At 67.4% G+C, this 16,975-nt stretch carries 18 protein-coding genes and 1 tRNA gene; 10 read left to right on the top strand and 9 right to left on the bottom strand.

Annotated elements, in window-relative coordinates; all coding sequences use genetic code 11:
- Positions 1–13 precede the first annotated feature (13 nt).
- Entirely contained in the window at positions 14–841 is an 828-nt protein-coding gene (locus CAURIS_RS05825) for an undecaprenyl-diphosphate phosphatase (RefSeq protein WP_435384041.1), read from the bottom strand.
- A gap of 49 nt (positions 842–890) precedes the next feature.
- Here CAURIS_RS05825 and CAURIS_RS05830 point away from each other — a divergent pair, with 49 nt between their 5' ends.
- Together CAURIS_RS05830 and CAURIS_RS05835 are read left to right on the top strand one after the other, a co-directional pair.
- Positions 891–1,898 carry a WD40 repeat domain-containing protein gene (locus CAURIS_RS05830; protein ID WP_290343263.1) on the top strand — a complete coding sequence of 336 codons (1,008 nt, stop codon included), beginning with the start codon at positions 891–893 and terminating at the stop codon, positions 1,896–1,898.
- 24 nt (positions 1,899–1,922) lie between these two features.
- Positions 1,923–3,008, top strand: coding sequence for a quinone-dependent dihydroorotate dehydrogenase (locus CAURIS_RS05835; protein WP_290343264.1), 1,086 nt, complete (start codon positions 1,923–1,925; stop codon positions 3,006–3,008).
- Here the strand turns inward: CAURIS_RS05835 and CAURIS_RS05840 are convergent.
- Together CAURIS_RS05840 and CAURIS_RS05845 are read right to left on the bottom strand one after the other, a co-directional pair.
- Positions 2,983–3,330, bottom strand: a complete 348-nt coding sequence (locus CAURIS_RS05840; RefSeq protein ID WP_290343265.1) for a hypothetical protein — start codon at positions 3,328–3,330, stop codon at positions 2,983–2,985. The genes CAURIS_RS05835 and CAURIS_RS05840 overlap by 26 nt on opposite strands.
- 10 nt (positions 3,331–3,340) lie before the next feature.
- Positions 3,341–3,880: a YbhB/YbcL family Raf kinase inhibitor-like protein gene (locus CAURIS_RS05845; protein WP_290343266.1), complete on the bottom strand. Its 540-nt coding sequence runs from the start codon at positions 3,878–3,880 to the stop codon at positions 3,341–3,343.
- 177 nt (positions 3,881–4,057) lie between these two features.
- Between CAURIS_RS05845 and CAURIS_RS05850 the strand changes: the two genes are divergently transcribed.
- From CAURIS_RS05850 to CAURIS_RS05860, 3 genes are all read left to right on the top strand, one after another.
- Positions 4,058–4,143 (top strand) — tRNA-Leu (locus tag CAURIS_RS05850).
- A 126-nt stretch (positions 4,144–4,269) separates the two neighbouring features.
- Positions 4,270–4,947 (top strand): TVP38/TMEM64 family protein, encoded by a 678-nt coding sequence (locus CAURIS_RS05855; protein WP_290343267.1) that lies wholly within the window; start codon positions 4,270–4,272, stop codon positions 4,945–4,947.
- A 20-nt stretch (positions 4,948–4,967) separates the two neighbouring features.
- Positions 4,968–5,519 carry a MarR family transcriptional regulator gene (locus CAURIS_RS05860; protein WP_290343268.1) on the top strand — a complete coding sequence of 184 codons (552 nt, stop codon included), beginning with the start codon at positions 4,968–4,970 and terminating at the stop codon, positions 5,517–5,519.
- Here the strand turns inward: CAURIS_RS05860 and CAURIS_RS05865 are convergent.
- The 3 genes from CAURIS_RS05865 to CAURIS_RS05875 are packed head-to-tail and all read right to left on the bottom strand — an operon-like array spanning position 5,497 to position 7,929.
- On the bottom strand, positions 5,497–6,654 hold the full coding sequence (locus CAURIS_RS05865; RefSeq protein ID WP_290343269.1) for an SPFH domain-containing protein: 1,158 nt from the start codon (positions 6,652–6,654) through the stop codon (positions 5,497–5,499). The two genes, CAURIS_RS05860 and CAURIS_RS05865, sit on opposite strands and share 23 nt — an antisense overlap.
- Positions 6,654–7,082, bottom strand: coding sequence for an NfeD family protein (locus CAURIS_RS05870; protein ID WP_290343270.1), 429 nt, complete (start codon positions 7,080–7,082; stop codon positions 6,654–6,656). Before CAURIS_RS05870 ends, CAURIS_RS05865 begins: the two co-directional genes overlap by 1 nt.
- Positions 7,083–7,092: 10 nt before the next feature.
- Complete coding sequence (locus CAURIS_RS05875; protein ID WP_290340883.1) at positions 7,093–7,929, bottom strand: DUF3097 domain-containing protein; 837 nt, start codon at positions 7,927–7,929, stop codon at positions 7,093–7,095.
- A gap of 33 nt (positions 7,930–7,962) precedes the next feature.
- Between CAURIS_RS05875 and CAURIS_RS05880 the strand changes: the two genes are divergently transcribed.
- Complete coding sequence (locus CAURIS_RS05880) at positions 7,963–8,718, top strand: Rv1486c family protein (protein ID WP_290340885.1); 756 nt, start codon at positions 7,963–7,965, stop codon at positions 8,716–8,718.
- Here the strand turns inward: CAURIS_RS05880 and CAURIS_RS05885 are convergent.
- The 3 genes from CAURIS_RS05885 to CAURIS_RS05895 all read right to left on the bottom strand — a co-directional run bounded on the left by CAURIS_RS05885 (position 8,715) and on the right by CAURIS_RS05895 (position 12,257).
- Entirely contained in the window at positions 8,715–9,764 is a 1,050-nt protein-coding gene (locus CAURIS_RS05885; RefSeq protein WP_290340887.1) for a ferrochelatase, read from the bottom strand. The two genes, CAURIS_RS05880 and CAURIS_RS05885, sit on opposite strands and share 4 nt — an antisense overlap.
- Before the next feature lie 21 nt (positions 9,765–9,785).
- Positions 9,786–11,390: a DIP1281 family NlpC/P60 protein gene (locus tag CAURIS_RS05890; protein WP_290340889.1), complete on the bottom strand. Its 1,605-nt coding sequence runs from the start codon at positions 11,388–11,390 to the stop codon at positions 9,786–9,788.
- Positions 11,391–11,771: 381 nt separating this feature from the next.
- Positions 11,772–12,257 carry an Rv1476 family membrane protein gene (locus CAURIS_RS05895; protein ID WP_290340891.1) on the bottom strand — a complete coding sequence of 162 codons (486 nt, stop codon included), beginning with the start codon at positions 12,255–12,257 and terminating at the stop codon, positions 11,772–11,774.
- Positions 12,258–12,467: 210 nt separating this feature from the next.
- On the opposite strand from CAURIS_RS05895, the gene acnA reads away from it, so the two are divergent.
- The 4 genes from acnA (at position 12,468) to CAURIS_RS05915 (ending at position 16,919) form a co-directional block, all read left to right on the top strand.
- The gene (gene acnA / locus CAURIS_RS05900) at positions 12,468–15,248 is read left to right on the top strand and encodes an aconitate hydratase AcnA (protein ID WP_290340893.1); all 2,781 of its coding nucleotides are present in this window, start codon (positions 12,468–12,470) and stop codon (positions 15,246–15,248) included.
- 71 nt (positions 15,249–15,319) lie between these two features.
- Entirely contained in the window at positions 15,320–15,886 is a 567-nt protein-coding gene (locus tag CAURIS_RS05905; RefSeq protein WP_290340896.1) for a TetR/AcrR family transcriptional regulator, read from the top strand.
- Positions 15,887–15,909: 23 nt separating this feature from the next.
- Positions 15,910–16,635, top strand: a complete 726-nt coding sequence (locus CAURIS_RS05910; RefSeq protein WP_290340898.1) for a glutamine amidotransferase — start codon at positions 15,910–15,912, stop codon at positions 16,633–16,635.
- Positions 16,636–16,649: 14 nt separating this feature from the next.
- Complete coding sequence (locus CAURIS_RS05915) at positions 16,650–16,919, top strand: ACT domain-containing protein (protein ID WP_290340900.1); 270 nt, start codon at positions 16,650–16,652, stop codon at positions 16,917–16,919.
- The last annotated feature ends 56 nt before the right edge of the window (positions 16,920–16,975 follow it).

Consider the following 16,975-nt stretch of genomic DNA (forward strand, 5'->3'; position numbering starts at 1 on the left):
CCCTAGCGCTCGGCTAGACGGGGCTCATCACGCCCGTCGCAAGCAGGACCATCACGACAAGGCCGAGCGGGATGCGGTAGGCGGCGAACCAGGCGAAGGAGTGGTGGGAGACGAAGCGCAGCAGCCAGGCGATGGAGGCGTAGCCGAGGACGAAGGCGATGCCGCTGCCCACGAGGAGCTGGGCCCCCGTGGCGGCCTGGCCGGCCTGCGGGCTGAAGGCGTCGGGAAGCGAAAAGAGCCCGGAGGCGAGCACGGCGGGGATCGCGAGCAGGAAGCTGAAGCGGGTGGCCACCTCGCGGTCGAGGTTGCGCAGCAGGCCACCCGAAATGGTCCCGCCCGAACGCGAGACGCCCGGGATGAGCGCGAGGCACTGCCACAGGCCCATGACGATCGCGTCTTTCATATTCAGATCCTCAAACGAGCGCTGCTTCGTGCCCTTGCGCTCGGCGATGATGAAGACGAAGGAGAAGAGGATGAGCACCGTCGCGGTGATCCACAGGTTGCGGAAGTTCTCGCGGATCAGATCGCGCAGCAAGAAACCCGCGAGGCCGACGGGGATCGTGCCGACGATCACCATCCACCCCATCCGGTAGTCAAAGCCTCGCTCGTGCTTGTTTACCAGCCCACGGAACCAGCCGGTGAGCACGCGCCAAATCTCCTTGGCAAAGTACACGAGCACCGCCAGCTCCGTGCCCAGCTGGATCACCGCGGTAAAACTCGCCCCGGCGTCCTCGCCCCAGAACAGCTCGGACACAATCCGCAGGTGGCCGGAGGAGGAGACGGGGAGAAACTCGGTCAGGCCCTGCACCACGGACAGGACGATCACCTGGATCCAGCTCATGCTCATGGGAGGGAACGATACACCGGGGGCGTTGCTACGCTAATCAACCGTGAGTGAGCGAGTGAAGAAAGCGGCGGCGGCGGCGGCACTTGTGGCAACGCTTTCCGCCTGTCAGTCCGAGCCACCCGAGCAGGAGGCGGCCTCCATGGGCAACGCGACCCCGGCACCCTCGCCCGAAGCACAGGACCCCGCGGGCACGGTGCACCCCTTCGCCGCCATCAGCGAAATCGAGGCCGCGGGCGAGCTGCTCGCGGTCCGGGCCGGCTCCACCCTCCACGTGGGTACGCTCGACGAGATCATCGCGGGCAGCGCCGCCACGCACTCGCTTGACGACGCCTGCGGTGACCTCTCCCCCAACAACGCCACCTTCGTTACGGCATGCGGCTCCGCGATCCGGCTGTTTACCGCAGCCGGCGCCGAGGCGGTGTCCGTCGAGGAGCCCGCCAGGGCCGCAGCCGTCACCACCACGGGCGAGATCCTCGCCGCCTCGGATAACGACAGCTCCGTTCGCGTCATCCGCGACGGGGAGGTGGCCGAGACCTTCACCGTCGCCCGCGAAACCGACCGGCTCCTCGCCGCGCCGAGCGAGGACGGCACCCCCGACGCGGTGGTGCGCCTCAACAACTTCGACACCACTATCCAGGACCTCGACTGGCAAGCCGGACGCCAGGGCGGAACCCTGAGGGCGGGCCTGGGCGTTGGGCAGGTTTCCGCGGCTCCCCAGGGAACCGTCCTCGCCGCCGACACGACTGGCTCGCAGCTGCTGGTGTACAACACCGACGACGTCATCCGCCTGCAGATGACGGCGCCGGTCGCGGAAAGCCCCTGGGCCGTCGCGTGGGACGTGCCGAAAGAGCTTGCGTGGGTGGGATCCACGGCGACCAACACCGCCGAGGGATACTCGCTGGCTACCGGAGTGCCCATCCAGCAGGCGTCCTTTGCCACCGTCGCCGACGCGCAGTCCCTCGCCGCACTCCCCGACGGCACCCTCGTCCTCGGCTCCGCCTCGGGCGGGGGCCTCCAAGTAGTCGCACCGACCGAGACAGTATCGAGTTAACACAGCCAGAAAGGTGGCCCAGACATGCGGCCCTACGATCTCGCCCTCAAAGCCATGTTCCTCCTCCCGCCGGAGCGCATCCACGGCATCGTCGGCGGCGCCTTCCACGTGCTCGGCGGGCTGCGCCCCGTCAACCGCGCCGCGGAGCGGGTGGTTCGCGTGCACGATCCCGTCCTCGAGCAGGAGCTGTTCGGGGTGCGCTTCCCCGCCCCGCTCGGCCTCGCGGCCGGCTTGGACAAAAACGGCACCGCGATCGATGCCTGGGGCGCCGCCGGCTTCGGCTACGCGGAGGTTGGCACCGTCACGCCGCGGCCCCAGCCGGGCAACCCCGCGCCGCGGCTGTTCCGGCTGCCCGCCGACAAGGCGATCCTCAACCGCATGGGCTTCAACAACAAGGGCGCGCTCACCGTCGCCGCGAACCTGCGTGGGCGCCGCTCGGGCGACGTCGTCGGAATAAACATCGGCAAGAACAAGACCGCCGAGGACGCCGTAGCGGATTACCGCGCGGGCGCCACGCTACTCGGCCCGCTGGCGGACTACGTGGTGGTCAACGTCTCCTCCCCCAACACCCCCGGGCTGCGCGACCTCCAGGCTGTCGAGGAACTGCGCCCCATCCTCGAGGTCGTGACCGACAGCACCGAAACACCCGTACTGGTGAAAATTGCCCCGGACTTGAGCGACGGGGACATCGACGCGGTGGCAGATCTCGCAGCCGAGCTCGGCCTGGCGGGCGTCGTGGCCACGAACACGACGATCTCCCGCGAAGGCCTCGCCACCGACGCTGCCGAGGTGGAGAAGATGGGCGCGGGCGGCATCTCCGGCGCCCCGCTCGCCGCGCGCTCCCTTGAGGTGCTGCGCCGACTGAACGAACGCGTCGGGGACACTCTCGTGCTCGTCAGCGTCGGCGGGATTTTCACACCGGGGCAGGCGTGGGAGCGCATTGCGGCGGGCGCGAGCCTGCTCCAGGGCTACACCCCCTTCATCTACGGGGGCCCCGGCTGGATCCGCCGCATCCACCGCGGGCTCGCGGCGCAGGTGCGGGCGCACGGACTGGCGTCGATAAGCGATGCCGTCGGCAGCGGCCTCAGCTGGCGCTACGACGCAGAATAAGCGCGCAGGCGGCGGCCGCCGCGGCCCATAAAACCAGCCAAAACGTCTCGGTGGTAAAGAGCGGCCACCCCGGCAGGGCGACTCCTGTGATGACGAGCAGCACCGCGCACGCGAGGGCGACGACCTGGCCGCGGGAGCGCTCCTGGCCGCGCACGAAGGTAGCGTTCGCGCCGAAAAGCGCCGCCGCCGCGACGATGCTGAGCACCTGTGGCGTGACGGTGAAGGCCGACTCGCCGCGGAAAAACCACACCGCGGCGTAGATCACGAAAACGAGGGCGATGGCGAGAAACGCACCGCCCACGCGGAGTTGAACCGGAATCATTCCCCAGAGGTTACTTCTCCTCGTACCAGCCCCAGACATGCGCCCGGCCCAGCGAGTGGAAGTAGAGGTTGAACGCCAGCACCGTCGGAGTGGCGTCCTCGGGCACCTCCAGCGTGTCCACGTCGACGGCGTGGACCGCAAAAATGTAGCGGTGCGGGGCGTGTCCGGCCGGCGGGTTGGCGCCGTAGTAGGCGCGCTGGCCCGAGTCGCCGACCAGCGTGGTGACACCGAGCCCTAGGTCGGGGGTGCTCCCCGCGCCCTGCTTCAGCTCCGAGGTGTCGGCCGGGATGTTGAAGGCCGCCCAGTGCCAGAACCCCGCCCCCGTCGGCGCGTCCGGGTCGTAGCAGGTCACGGCCAGGGATTTCGTGCCTTCGGGGAGGTCTTCCCACGACAGCTGCGGGGAGACCGCGTTGTCGCCGGCGAACTTCGCGTCCAGCTGCTCCCCCGCCTTCACGTCGGCGGAACTGAGGGGGAAGCTCGGCACCTGCGCAAGCGAGGGCAGCGGGTCGTGGCCGGGGAATACATCAGAGTTGTAATCGTAGGTGGTCATAGCTTCCTTTGTACCGGAACAGGCCCGCTTCCCGGGCGGGTCTGGCGAATTACCTTGCTGTCATACGGCGTCGCCACGGGGCGTGTAAAGCGCCCTTGAACTGGCGATTTGTTAAGTAAGCGACGACGGCCCTATAGTATTGCAAGTGCCCAGCCGAGAGGCTGAAAACACTACCCGGCCCGGGTGGCGGAATGGCAGACGCGCTAGCTTGAGGTGCTAGTGTCCTATTAACGGACGTGGGGGTTCAAGTCCCCCCTCGGGCACATACGACCCTTTCGGCCCACCGTGATCACACGGTGGGCCGATTTTTTTCTCCGGGCCCGGGAACTCACCTCTGGTGCAACGCAGTACGGTAACTGGGTCCCCTTTCCCTCATCCTAGGACTGGCAGTGCCCCGGCTTCCCTTTTCGCGACTGGCCGCGCTCGCGTGCGCGGTGACGGTATTCGTTTCCGCGTGGTGGTTCCTCGAGGTGCCTCCCCTGGCCGTCCTGCGGGAGTGGTCCGAGCAGACCGGGCCGTGGTTCCCGCTGCTTTTCTGGCTTTTCTATGTGCTTGTAACGCAGGTTCCCATCCCGCGCACGATTATGACGCTCTCAGCGGGCATCCTCTTCGGCAGCTTCTGGGGCGTAGTCCTCGCGATCACGGCGACGACGGTGGCGGCCGTGCTCTCCCTGGCCGTGGTACGTGGGCTGCTACGCGACTGGATCGCCCCGCGCCTGACTCACCCGGCTGTCGAGATCATTAACCAGCGCCTCGAGCAGAGGGGCTGGCTGGCCGTCGCTAGCCTGCGCATGATTGCGCTCGTGCCCTTCTCGGTCATGAATTACACCGCGGCCCTGACCCGGGTACGCGTGGCCCCCTTCGCCGCGGCCACGTTCGTCGGCTCGCTGCCCGGCACGATCGGCGTCGTGCTCTTCGGCGATACCCTCACGGGCCGCGCCAACCCGGCGATTATCGCGCTCACCGTCATCCTTGCGATCCTCGGCTTCGCGGGCTTGCTCCTCGACGCCCGCCTTCCGACCCGCCCCGAGCGAGACCCCGCGTGGCAGGTCAAGGCGCAGGGGTAGACCGCCTACAATAAGGCTCCATGATTGCCGTACACGCGCGCTACCGGGGCCGGGAGAAGCGCCGGGCAGACCTGGTCCGCCGCTCCGCCGAGGCGTTGGCACACCTGCCGGGAGTGGGCACGTTCGAATCGGCCGGTGTCGAGGACATCCGCGCCCACGTGGACTCCCCCGAGGCCGCGCTCAACCTCATCATGGCTTTGCTTTCCGACGTCAACTGGGCCGTCGGCCTCGGCATCACGCGCGAGGGAAGCGCCCTCCACGCGGCGACTGCCGCCGCCGGCACCAAGCCCGCGTCCGTGGGAGTTCAGGTGCAGGCGCCGGATGCGGGCACGGCCGCCGAGGACATCGCGGCGGCGCTCGCGCTGCTCGGGCACGTCCTGCACAAGCGCACCCTCGAGGGGCGCGAGGCCACCGCCTTGCTGCGCGGCGGATACAACCAGAACGAGGCGGCCGCCGAGCTGGGGATTTCGAAGCAGGCGATGAGCCAACGCCTCCAGGCGGCCGGCTGGCGCGCGGAGCAGTCCGGCTGGAAGCTGGTGCTCAACTTGATTACTCGGGCTGCTGCTGGTTAATCTCCAGCGCCCGCGACGCGGTCGGCGACTGCGTGGGGTCGGGGTCGTCGACGTGTTTGTTCGCCACCGCGCGCGCCTCGGCAAGCGCCTTGGCCAGCTCTGGGTCGGTGGAAGTGTCGAACCACTTGTCCGTGTTCTCCTGCCCCGCCATGTCGCGCGTCTCCTCGTCAACGGAAACAGGCTCGTAGCGGAAGACGCCGTCGTCGTCCTTGTTGGCAAAGGCCTTGGCAAACTGCTCGAGGGAGTCGCCGAAGGCGGACGGGATCATCCACAGCGTCGCGGCCTCGTTGTCGGCGATCTGCGGCAGCTTGTCCAGGTACTGATAGGCAAGGACCTCGGGGGTGACCCCGGAGGACTTGATCGAGGCGTTGACCTTCTGGATCGCGCGGGCCTCACCCTGGGCCACCAGGTACTTGGCGGCGCGCTCGCCCTCGGCGCGCAGGATCGTCGCCTGGCGCTCGGCCTCGGCGGCGAGGATGGAGGCGTGCTTTTCGCCCTCGGCGGAGAGGATGCGCGCCTGCTTCTCGCCCTCGGCGGTCTTGATGTCGGACTCGCGCTTGCCCTCGGCGGTGAGAATCATGGCGCGTTTTTCGCGGTCCGCCTTCATCTGCATCTCCATGGACTGCTGGATGGAGGGCGGCGGGTCGATGGCCTTGAGCTCCACTCGGCTGATACGCAGGCCCCACTTGCCGGTCGCCGCGTCCAGCTCCCCGCGCAGGCGCCGGTTGATGGTCTCGCGGGAGGTCAGGGTTTCTTCTAGGGTCATGCCACCGACGACGTCGCGAAGCGTAGCCACCGAGATCTGCTCCACGCCGACGAGGTAGTTATCCACCCCGTAAATCGCCTTGGCTGGGTCGTTGATCTGGAACGTGACCACGATGTCGATAGCCACCGTCAGGTTGTCTTGGGTGATCACCGCCTGCGGCGGGAAGGACACGACGCGCTCGCGGGTATCCACACGCGCGCGGACGCGGTCAATGAAAGGGGCCAGAAGGGTCAGGCCACCGGAGACGGTGCGAGTGTAGCGGCCGAGGCGTTCGATCACGGCCGCCTCACCCTGGGGGATCATCTTAATCGAGGCAAACAGTACCGCCACCACCAGCGCGATGATGACGAGGGCGAGAAATACACCCATCAGCTGTCCTTCCAGACGACCGCAACGGGGCCGTCAATGTCCGATACGGTTACGTGTTCCCCGGTGGCGATGTTCACCGCCGGGTCAAGCGCGCGCGCCGACCAGATCGTGCCGTCGAGCCGGATCTGGCCGCCGTCGGGCGTGATGTCCTCAATGACCTCCGCGCGGGCGCCGACGAGGGCGCTCGGTGAGCCGTTGTAAAGCCCCGGTGTGAGGAATCGCTTGTGCAGGTAAGGCCGGAGAAAGACCCAGAACGCCGCGGAAGAAACCGCGAAGACCGCGACCTCGGCCCACAGGGGAAGCCCGAAAAGCGCGGCCCCGGAGGTGGTGAGCGCACCGGCGGCAAGCATGAGAAAGGTGAACTCGCCGACGGCCAGTTCGAGGCCCGCCAGGATCACCGCTGCGATAAACCAAATCAGTGCGCCCACGGCCGCTAGCCTACATGTCCTCCTTGCGCAACTGCGGGTTTGTCACGAAATCGATGAGCCGCTCGACGGCCCCGATGAGCGTGTAGTCGAGGTCGCGGAACGTTGCCACGGAGCCGTAGACGCGGCGCCACCCCTCCTGCGGATCCGACCACCCGAGCCGGCGGCACACCCCTTCCTTCCAATCCTCGCCGTAGGGCACCTCGGGCCACGCCGGAATGCGCACACTCGACGGTTTCACTGCGGCCCAGATGTCGATGTAGGGGTGGCCGGTGACGAGGACGTGCGGGCCCACGTCCTCGACGAGGCGCGATTCTTTGGTGCCCTCGATGAGGTGGTCCGCCAACACCCCGATGCGCCTGCCCGGCCCGGGCCCGAACTCCGCGAGCTTGTCCGCGAGGTTGTCCAGCCCCTCCAGGTACTCCACCACGACGCCCTCGACGCGCAGGTCGTGGCCCCACACCTTCTCCACGATCGCAGCGTCGTGGACGCCCTCGACCCAGATCCGGCTCGGCATGGCCACCTTCGCACGGGCGCCCTCCACGCGCCGCGAGCCCGAGTTCGACGTGCGGCTCGCGGGGGGTCGGGGCGCGACGGGGCGCGCGAGCGTGACCCGCCTGCCCTCGACGAGGAATCCGCCGGGCAGCAGCTTGAACAGCCGCTGGGCGCCGCGTCTGTCTTCGAGGCGGACGAAGTCGCCGTCGTAAGTGCGCTCGGTGCCGACGACGGCGCCGACGAACTCGTCGCCGTAGACCTCCGCGACGAGCCCCGCCTCGGCCGGTACCTGGGGGTAGGACGGTGTCCTCCGGCGCGCGTGGCCGGCAAAGATGTCTCCTGCGTAACGGTCCATAGATGGCCGATCTTATCCGCTAATCTGGCCGGGATGTACACGCGCGCCGAAATCTATTCCCCCTTGCAAAACACCGCGGTGTGGCTCGCTGCCTGGCTTTACGGACACGAACCGACCGATGAGCTCGTCTCGGCCCTCAACGACCTCGGGGGACCCCATTCCTACGGCAGCGCGTCACTTTCCACCTTGCTTAACGACGTCAGATCCTCTGCCGCCCTTACCTCCCCCGAGCCAGTGATCCGCCTCATCCTCTGGGGTCCCGGCCAGGCAGCGCCCATCCCCCCGGCCTCGCCTGCGCTCCGAGCGCTCACCCCGGCCGGGGCGCTGGCCGTGCGCGAAAGCGAGGAGGTGACGCACCTACTTCTGCCCTCCTACGAGGCGCACGGCGTCGAATGGCGCTGGTTCGAGGAGCACGGGCGTCTGCCCGAGCCTGCGTGGCTCTCCCCGGGAGAGGCCGATTCGCTGTTGGTGCAGGCGACCGACCAGGCCGCGCTGCTCATCGAGGCGGCCGGCGGCACGTCAGCCGAGCTGCCCTCCCCGCGCCTGACCGTCGGGCATGTGGCTGACTTCTATGACACACCGGGCCTGCCGGGTTGCGTGCCACCGCGGGCGGCGAAACTCTTCGCGCGGGCGGACCGGGTGGCCGCGATCGTGGAGACGGTGACGGACCGGCTCGGTGACCACAGCCTCGATCCCCACCTGTTCTCTCTGTGGCGCCACATCCGCACCGCACGCATGGCCGGCGTGGCCGACGCGGTCCACGAGCTGTGGCGCGAGGCGTACGGCTAGGCGCTCGCGGGCTTCGGCTGCGCCGGCGCACAGCACTTCGCCGCGCAGGGCGCGCCGTTGACGGTGCAACCCTGCACGCTGACGCCGGACAGCGTCTCCGGGGTCGTGCCCTGGGCGACGTTTTCCGCCAGGTCGACGACCATGGCCGCGAAGTCCTTGGTCAGGCCGACGGTGGGCACCCGGTCCAGCGTCATTCCCTTTTCCTCCACCGCTTCCTTGAGCTCGGTGTCCAGGTCCCAGACGACCTCCATGTGGTCGGTGATAAACCCGATGGGTACGCAGACGATCCGCTCGGGGTTTTCCTCGCCGTGCAGCTCAAGGGCGCGGTCCACCACGTCCGGCTCGAGCCAGGGCGTCGCCGGGTTGCCCGAACGCGACTGCCACACCACTTCGTACTCGCCCAGGCCCGCTTCCTGGGCCACGAGGCGGGAGGCCTCGGCGACCTGGCGGGAGTACAGGTGTGCGTCGGCCGGCCCGCCCGAGGCCTCGTCCGCTGCGGTGGGGACGCTGTGCGCGGAGAAAAGGACCTTCGTCCGCTCGCCCGCCGCCCGGTCGAGCGCCTCCCGGAGGTAGGTGGCGTTGAGTCTGACGAAGTCGGGGTGGCCGTAGAACTGCCACAGCTTCGTGAACTCCAGCTCCGGGGTGGCCTCGCGCAGGCGCAGGATGTCTTCGTCGTACTGGCGGCACGCGGAGTAACCGCCCCAGGCCGACGTGGCGAAGACGAGGATGCGGCGGTGACCGTCCGCAGCGATCTGGCGCGCGGCGTCCTCGGCGAAGGGCCTCCAGTTGCGGTTGCCGAAGTAGACGGGCAGGTCGATGCCGCGGGCGGACAGCTCCGCCTCCAGGTTCGCGATGATCTCCCTGTTCTGGGCGGTGATGGGGCTGACGCCGCCGAAGTGGAAGTAGTGCTCACCCACCTCCGCCAGGCGCTCGCGGGGGATGCCGCGGCCGCGGGTCACGTTCTCCAGAAAAGGAATAACCTCGTCTTCCCCTTCGGGGCCACCGAAGGAAAGGACGAGGAGTGCGTCGTAGTCATTGAGTGCCATGTAGGGGATGTTAGTCCATGGCTAGAGCAGGCGGACCGCCTTCTCCGACATACCGGAGTAGCGCACCGGGGCGACTTGAACGGTCTGCCCCGGCTGCGGGGCCTCGATCATGGTGCCGTCGCCGAGATAGATGGCCACGTGCTGGCTGCCGTTCGGGCCCCAGAACAGTAGGTCGCCGCGGCGGGCCTCGCTCGGGTCGATCTGGACGCCGCGCTGGTACTGGTAGCCGGTGTAATGCGGCAGCGAAATACCCACCCCGGCGAAGGCGTAGAGCACGAGGCCGGAGCAGTCGAAGCCCTTCAGACTGCCGCCGTTCACCCCTGTCGTCGGGCCGTTGGCGTCGCCGCCGCCCCAGACGTAGGGGGTGCCCACCATCGCCATCGCGCGGGCGATGACCGTTTCCACTCCCGCTCCGACAGGTGCTTGTGAGGCCACCTTCTCGGTGACGGTTTCCGCCGAGCCGACGGCCGGCAGCACGCTGTCCACCGCGGGAGTGGTCGACGCCCCGTGCGCCTCAAGGACGTTAGACAGTCCACGGGAAAAGGCCGTGATGAGCTCGCCGGTGCTGCTACCACTGCTGGCGAACGGGTCCTCCAAAATGGTGTGCTCCGCCTGGGAAGACCCCACCAACGCTTCTGCCGCGGCGATGCCGGCAGCCTGCGCGGTCGGATCGCTTGAGGTTTCCGCAGCGTGCTCGGCGACCTGTTGCGCAGTGGAAATGGCGCTCGAGATGACTTCGTCGGTCAGCGCCGGAGCGTCAGGGGTTGTCGTCTCTACTTCCTCGCGCACCGCGTCAATGTCATCATCGCCAATGGATTCGTCCTCGGCCGGGGCAGCCGGGGCGGCGTACCGCGGGGCCGGGGTCACGCCCGCGCCGACGGCGGGAGCAGGCACGGTTTCGGCCTCGGGCTCTGGGGTGTTTTGCGGCCGGGTCTCTTCCAGCTCCGCCTGCACGGAGCGAAGCTCCTCTTCCGCGGCCTGGCGCTCGGCCATCTGCGTTTCCAGCTCCCGCTGGGAATCTTCCAGCTGCGCCCGAGCCGCCTCTTCGGCAGCAGCCGCATCGCTGGCGGCTTCCTCCGCGTAGCGGCTGGCCTCGCGCAGGGTCGACTCCTCGTTCGCGGCCTCGGTGCGGGCGCGCTCGACCTCGCTGAGCCGGGCCTGCTTTTCCTCGCTTTGGCGTTGCAGGAACGACGAGCGGTCGAGGACATCCTTCGCCTTGTCAGCGCCGCCCAGCCCGGCGAGCGCAGAGGGGGCGCCCTTGGCGCGGTACTGAGACCGGGTGATCTCGGCCAGCTCCTCGCGCGCTCCCGCGACGGCCTTTTCAGACCGGTCGAGGCGCGTGCGCGCCTCCTCGACGCCGCGCCTGGCTTGCTCGGCTCGCAGCTGAGCATCGTGGAGGTCGACGAGCGCCTGGTTGACAGTCTCGCGGAGGCTGCCCATGCGCAGATCGAGGGCGTCGACACGCGACTGCGCTTCGGCGATCGCGGCGACGAGCGCGGAGGCGCTGGAGCCTTGCTGGCCGTGCGCGGCCGGCTGCGCGCAGAGAGAAAGGATGGCTGAGCACATGACGACGCTGAGGGTTGTGCGCGCCCAGCGCAGACGGGTGCCCATTCGTGTGTTGCCCACTGGTGGTGCTCCTCACGCCGCGCGACAAGCCTGACCACTTGACGCGCGGAAACTCGGTTTGACTACTGACGCCGGTACGCAGGCCGAAAACACCCACCCTCCGGGGCCACCGCGGAACCGAGCGTGCTTCCCCACATGCCTGAACCGCGCCCCGTAGCTGACTAGACCACTGGGGCGGATGGTGCCTCTGAAAGGTGTGTAGTTGACTACGACTCACGAGCCGACAAGCAAACCCTACGGCACTTTATTAATTCGTGACCCACCCTTTACCGTTTTTTACAGGCGTCAAGCGATTTAACATGACTAACAGGCGCCACACGCAGCGGGATTGCCACGCCGAAAAAAGCGTGTGATATTGACCACACCCTGTAACGTCAGGTTTTAAGGCTTGACGCTCGTCCGGGCAGCGACGTAGGTTCCCACGCACACGGCGGCGATCACGAGAAGGGCCGCCACTGCGACGGCGCCCCACGGGATAGACAAGGATTGCGCTTCGGCGACGAAGGCGCGCAGACCTTCGCCGTAATCCGGCTGAGAGAGCATGGCGCGCTGCCCGGCCTCGATCTCTGCGCGCGTCAAGTGCTCGCTGACAACGCCCGCCCCACCGGGCGAACGCACGATGACGGTGTCGTAATCGGTGGCGAGCACTAGGTCCTGGGCAACGTCGCGCAGGTCGGCGAGACGATCCGGCGTGTGCTCGACAACCACGACGCCCACTGGGGCGAGCTCTGGGGCGTCGAGGGAATCGAGCGTGGCATCCAGGTGCGCCTCGAGCTGCCAGTTCGCCGGGTTGGACGTCGTAAAGGCAATGCCGTCCTGCTCAAGCTGGGCGGCAAGATGTGGCATGTCGATGTCCGCTGGAATCAAGGGGCCTCCTCCGCGCCGCCACCCCGCTCGGGGGGAAACTTTCGGACGGGGGCAACGCCGCTGAGCAGGGGGCGCGGGCCACGTCTGAAACATAACGGCCGTTACGTTAAAATGCCGACTGGATCCGGTGGTCTCCCCTAAGATGAAGAGGTGACCACCACCGGGGCCATTATCCCCGAACCAGGTTTACAACGAGAAATGGAGCTCACTGTGGCTGAAAGTAAGAACTCCTTCAACGCCAAGAAAACCCTTGAGGTCGGCGAAAAGTCCTACGACTACTTCGCGCTCGACGCCGTCGAAGGAATGGATAAACTCCCCTACTCCCTGAAGGTTTTGGGCGAGAACCTGCTGCGCACCGAGGACGGAAAGAACGTCACCGAGGAGCACATCAAGGCCCTCGCCAACTGGGACCCGGAGGCGGAGCCCTCTGTCGAGATCCAGTTCACTCCCGCCCGCGTGCTCATGCAGGACTTCACCGGCGTGCCCTGCGTGGTCGACCTTGCCACCATGCGCGAGGCGGTCTCCAGCCTCGGCGGCAACCCCGATCAGGTCAACCCGCTCAACCCGGCGGAAATGGTCATCGACCACTCCGTCATCATCGAGGCCTTCGGCAGCACCGAGGCGCTGGATAAGAACGTCGAGATCGAGTACGAGCGCAACGAGGAGCGCTACCAGTTCCTGCGCTGGGGCGCCGAGAACTTCTCCAACTTCCGCGTCGTGCCTCCGGGGACCGGCATCGTCCACCAGGTCAACATCGAATACCTCTCCCGCGTGGTCTTCGACAACGAGGGCCTGGCCTACCCGGACACCTGCATCGGCACCGACTCCCACACCACCATGGAAAACGGCCTCGGCATTCTGGGCTGGGGCGTCGGCGGCATCGAGGCGGAGGCCGCCATGCTCGGCCAGCCCGTGTCCATGCTTATCCCCCGCGTCGTCGGCTTCAAGCTGACCGGCGAGATCCCTGTCGGCGTGACCGCGACCGACGTGGTGCTCACCATCACCGAGATGCTTCGCGAGCACGGGGTGGTGCAGAAGTTCGTCGAGTTCTACGGCAACGGCGTGCGCCAGATCCCGCTGGCCAACCGCGCCACCATCGGCAACATGTCGCCCGAGTTCGGCTCCACCTGCGCGATCTTCCCGATCGACGAGGAGACCATCAACTACCTTGAGCTGACCGGCCGCGACCAGGCCACCCTCGACCGCGTCGAGGCCTACGCGAAGGCGCAGGGCATGTGGCTCGAGCAGGACGCCGAGGAGGCGCAGTACTCTGAGTACCTCGAGCTCGACCTGTCCACGGTCAAGCCCTCCATCGCCGGCCCGAAGCGCCCGCAGGACCGCATCCTGCTCTCCGAGTCCAAGGCGACCTTCCGCGAGCAGCTGCCTGACTACAACGACGCGGGCGACGAGACCTTCGAGCCGGTGCGCGCCGCCAAGTCCGAGTCCGTTTCCTACAACGAATCCTGGGCCGGCAACGGCGAATCCGCCGCCGCGGGCGCCGAGGGCCGCGCCTCCAAGCCGGTCGTCATCGAGTCCCCGAAGGGTGGCGAGTACACCCTCGACCACGGTGCCGTCGCCATCGCGGCGATCACCTCCTGCACCAACACCTCTAACCCCTCCGTCATGATCGGCGCCGCCCTGCTCGCCCGCAAGGCAGCCGAGAAGGGTCTGCGGGCGAAGCCGTGGGTCAAGACGATCATGGCCCCGGGCTCCCAGGTCGTCGACGGCTACTACGAGCGCGCCGACCTGTGGAAGGACCTCGAGGCCGTGGGCTTCTACCTCACCGGCTTCGGCTGCGCCTCCTGCATCGGTAACTCCGGCCCGCTGCCCACCGAGGTCTCCGAAGCCATCAACGAGTACGACCTGACCGCAACCGCGGTCCTGTCCGGCAACCGCAACTTCGAAGGCCGCATCTCGCCGGACGTGAAGATGAACTACCTCGCGTCCCCGCTGCTCGTCATCGCGTACGCCATCGCCGGCACCATGGACTTCGACTTCGAGTCCCAGCCGCTCGGCCAGGACTCCGAGGGCAACGACATCTACCTCAAGGATGTCTGGCCCTCCCCGGAGGAGATCGAGAAGACCATCGCCGACACCATCTCCCGCGAGATGTACGAGTCCGACTACGCGGACGTGTTCAAGGGCGACGCCCAGTGGCAGAGCCTGGACATCCCGGAGGGCAAGACCTTCGACTGGAATGAGGACTCCACCTACATCCGCAAGGCGCCCTACTTTGACGACATGCCGGAAGAGCCGGAGGCCGTCGAGGACATTTCCGGCGCACGCGTTCTGGCTAAGCTGGGTGACTCGGTGACCACCGACCACATCTCGCCCGCCTCCTCGATCAAGCCGGGCACCCCCGCGGCGAACTACCTCGACGACAACGGCGTCGAGCGCCGCGACTACAACTCCTTCGGATCGCGCCGCGGCAACCACGAGGTCATGGTTCGCGGCACCTTCGCCAACATCCGCCTGCGCAACCAGCTCGTGGACGAGGCGGGCGGCTACACCCGCGACTTCACGCAGGAGGGCGCGCCGCAGGCGTTCATCTACGACGCCGCGCAGAACTACGCCAAGGAGGGCACCCCGCTGGTCGTCCTCGCCGGCAAGGAGTACGGCACCGGCTCCTCGCGTGACTGGGCCGCGAAGGGCACCAACCTGCTTGGCGTGAAGGCCGTCATCACCGAGTCCTTCGAGCGCATTCACCGCTCGAACCTGATCGGCATGGGCGTGCTGCCGCTGCAGTTCCCCGAGGGCGAATCCCACGGCAGCCTGGGTCTCGACGGCACCGAGACCTTCGATATCTCCGGGATCACCGCCTTCAACGATGGCGACACGATCCCGCAGACCGTCCACGTCACCGCCACGAAGGAAGGCGGCGAGAAGGTCGAGTTCGACGCGGTCGTGCGCGTGGACACGCCGGGCGAGGCGGAGTACTTCCGCCACGGCGGCATCCTGCAGTACGTGCTGCGCCAGATGGTCAAGAGCTAGCTCTCGAACCATCCCCTAGGGCCCTCCGGTATCCGTCCGGCGGGCCCCTTTTACGCCCCGGAAGGAAAGCCATGCCCATAGTCAGCAGCGATGAGTTGACCCGCCGCCGCAGCGAGATCGTCGACGCCGCGCGCGAGTGCTTCGCACAGTACGGCTACGAGGGAGCGACGGTCGCTCGGCTGGAAAGGGCCACCGGCAAAACCCGGGGCGCGATCTTCCACCACTTCGGGGACAAGGAAAGCCTGTTCCTCGCGGTCGCCAGCGAGGACGCGCGGCGCCAGGCGCAGGTGGTCGCGGACAACGGCCTTATCGAGGTCATGCGCACCTTGATCGCCAACCCCGAAGCGCACAGCTGGTACATGACCCGTGCGGAGACGGTCCGCAGGCTGCGCACGGACCCTTCTTTCGAGGAGCGGTGGCGGGGGCACCAGGAGATGCTGGACCGGGCAGTCCAGGCCCGCTTGTCGCACAACGCGGACATGCGTGACGACGTCCCCCTCGACGTCATCCAGACCTACCTCGAAACGGTCATGGACGGCGTGGTGGTCAAGCTCGCCGAGGGGGAGGCCTCCGAGCGCCTCTCCGCCATGCTCGACCTCGTGGAACGCTCAGTGCGCGACCCTTCTCCCGCTCACTAGACCGAGCGGTATAGGGTTGGGGCATGGCTAGCTTCCTCCTCGTCTGCCTCCGCAACGGAGAGATCGGGCCGTCTGTGGCGCGGGCCGAGTTCAACGACGTCCTGCGCTCCACCGGTCTTTCCCGCGACAACATCGATGTGCGCGTTCTCGACAGCACTTCGGCCACCATCGGTGACGTCGACAGCTACCGCGGCGTCATCGTCGGCGGCAGCTCGCTGACCGTCACCACCCCGCAGTACGACGCCTGGCAGGAACACATCAACGCCGAGCTGCGCGGCCTGCTCACCACCGACACCCCTGTCTTTTTCATCTGCTTCGGCATGAGCTGGCTTGTCGACGCCCTCGGCGGCAGCGTCGGCCACTCAGCGCCGGAGGCGTCCGGCCCCACCGTGGTTGAGCTTACCGACGCCGGGCGCTCAGACCCCCTGCTTGCCGGATTCCCCTCGCAATTCGCCGCCCTGACCGGCCACACCGAAAACCCCGAAGTGCTGCCCCCCGACCTTTCCGTCCTGGCCACCGGGCCCACCACCCCGGTGCAGCTGGCCCGGTGGGGCGAGCACGTGTGGGCGTGCCAGTTCCACGCGGAGATGGACGCGCCAGCAATGAAAACACGCATGGACTTCTTCTACGACTACGGCTATTTCCCGCTGACGGACTACGACACGATCATCGCAGCTCTGCCGAGCGTGGACGTCACGTGGTCAAACGAGCTGCTCAGGCGCTACGTGCAGTACTGCCGACGGCGGTGACTACACTGCCCGGTATGCAAGCAATCATTACGACAACCGGGCGCGACCAGATCGGCATCATCGCCGCCGTATCCGCCGCCGCGGCCGAGCGAAACCTCAACGTCCTCGACGTCACCCAGACCCTCATGGACGACTTTTTCACCATGGTCATGCGCGTCAATATTCCCGGTGACCCGGTGGACATGGGTGAGCTGCAGGAGCACCTCGCCCAGGCGGGCGAGCCGCTCGGGGTCGTGGTGCGGATTCAGTCGGCGGACCTGTTCACCGCCATGAACGAGATTTAGGGGACTCTGGTGGCCGTAGATTTCAGGATCGCAGCGCGCAACGTCGTCAGCGTCAT

Origin of the sequence: Corynebacterium auris (assembly GCF_030408575.1) — a bacterium.
Lineage (GTDB): Bacteria > Actinomycetota > Actinomycetes > Mycobacteriales > Mycobacteriaceae > Corynebacterium > Corynebacterium auris.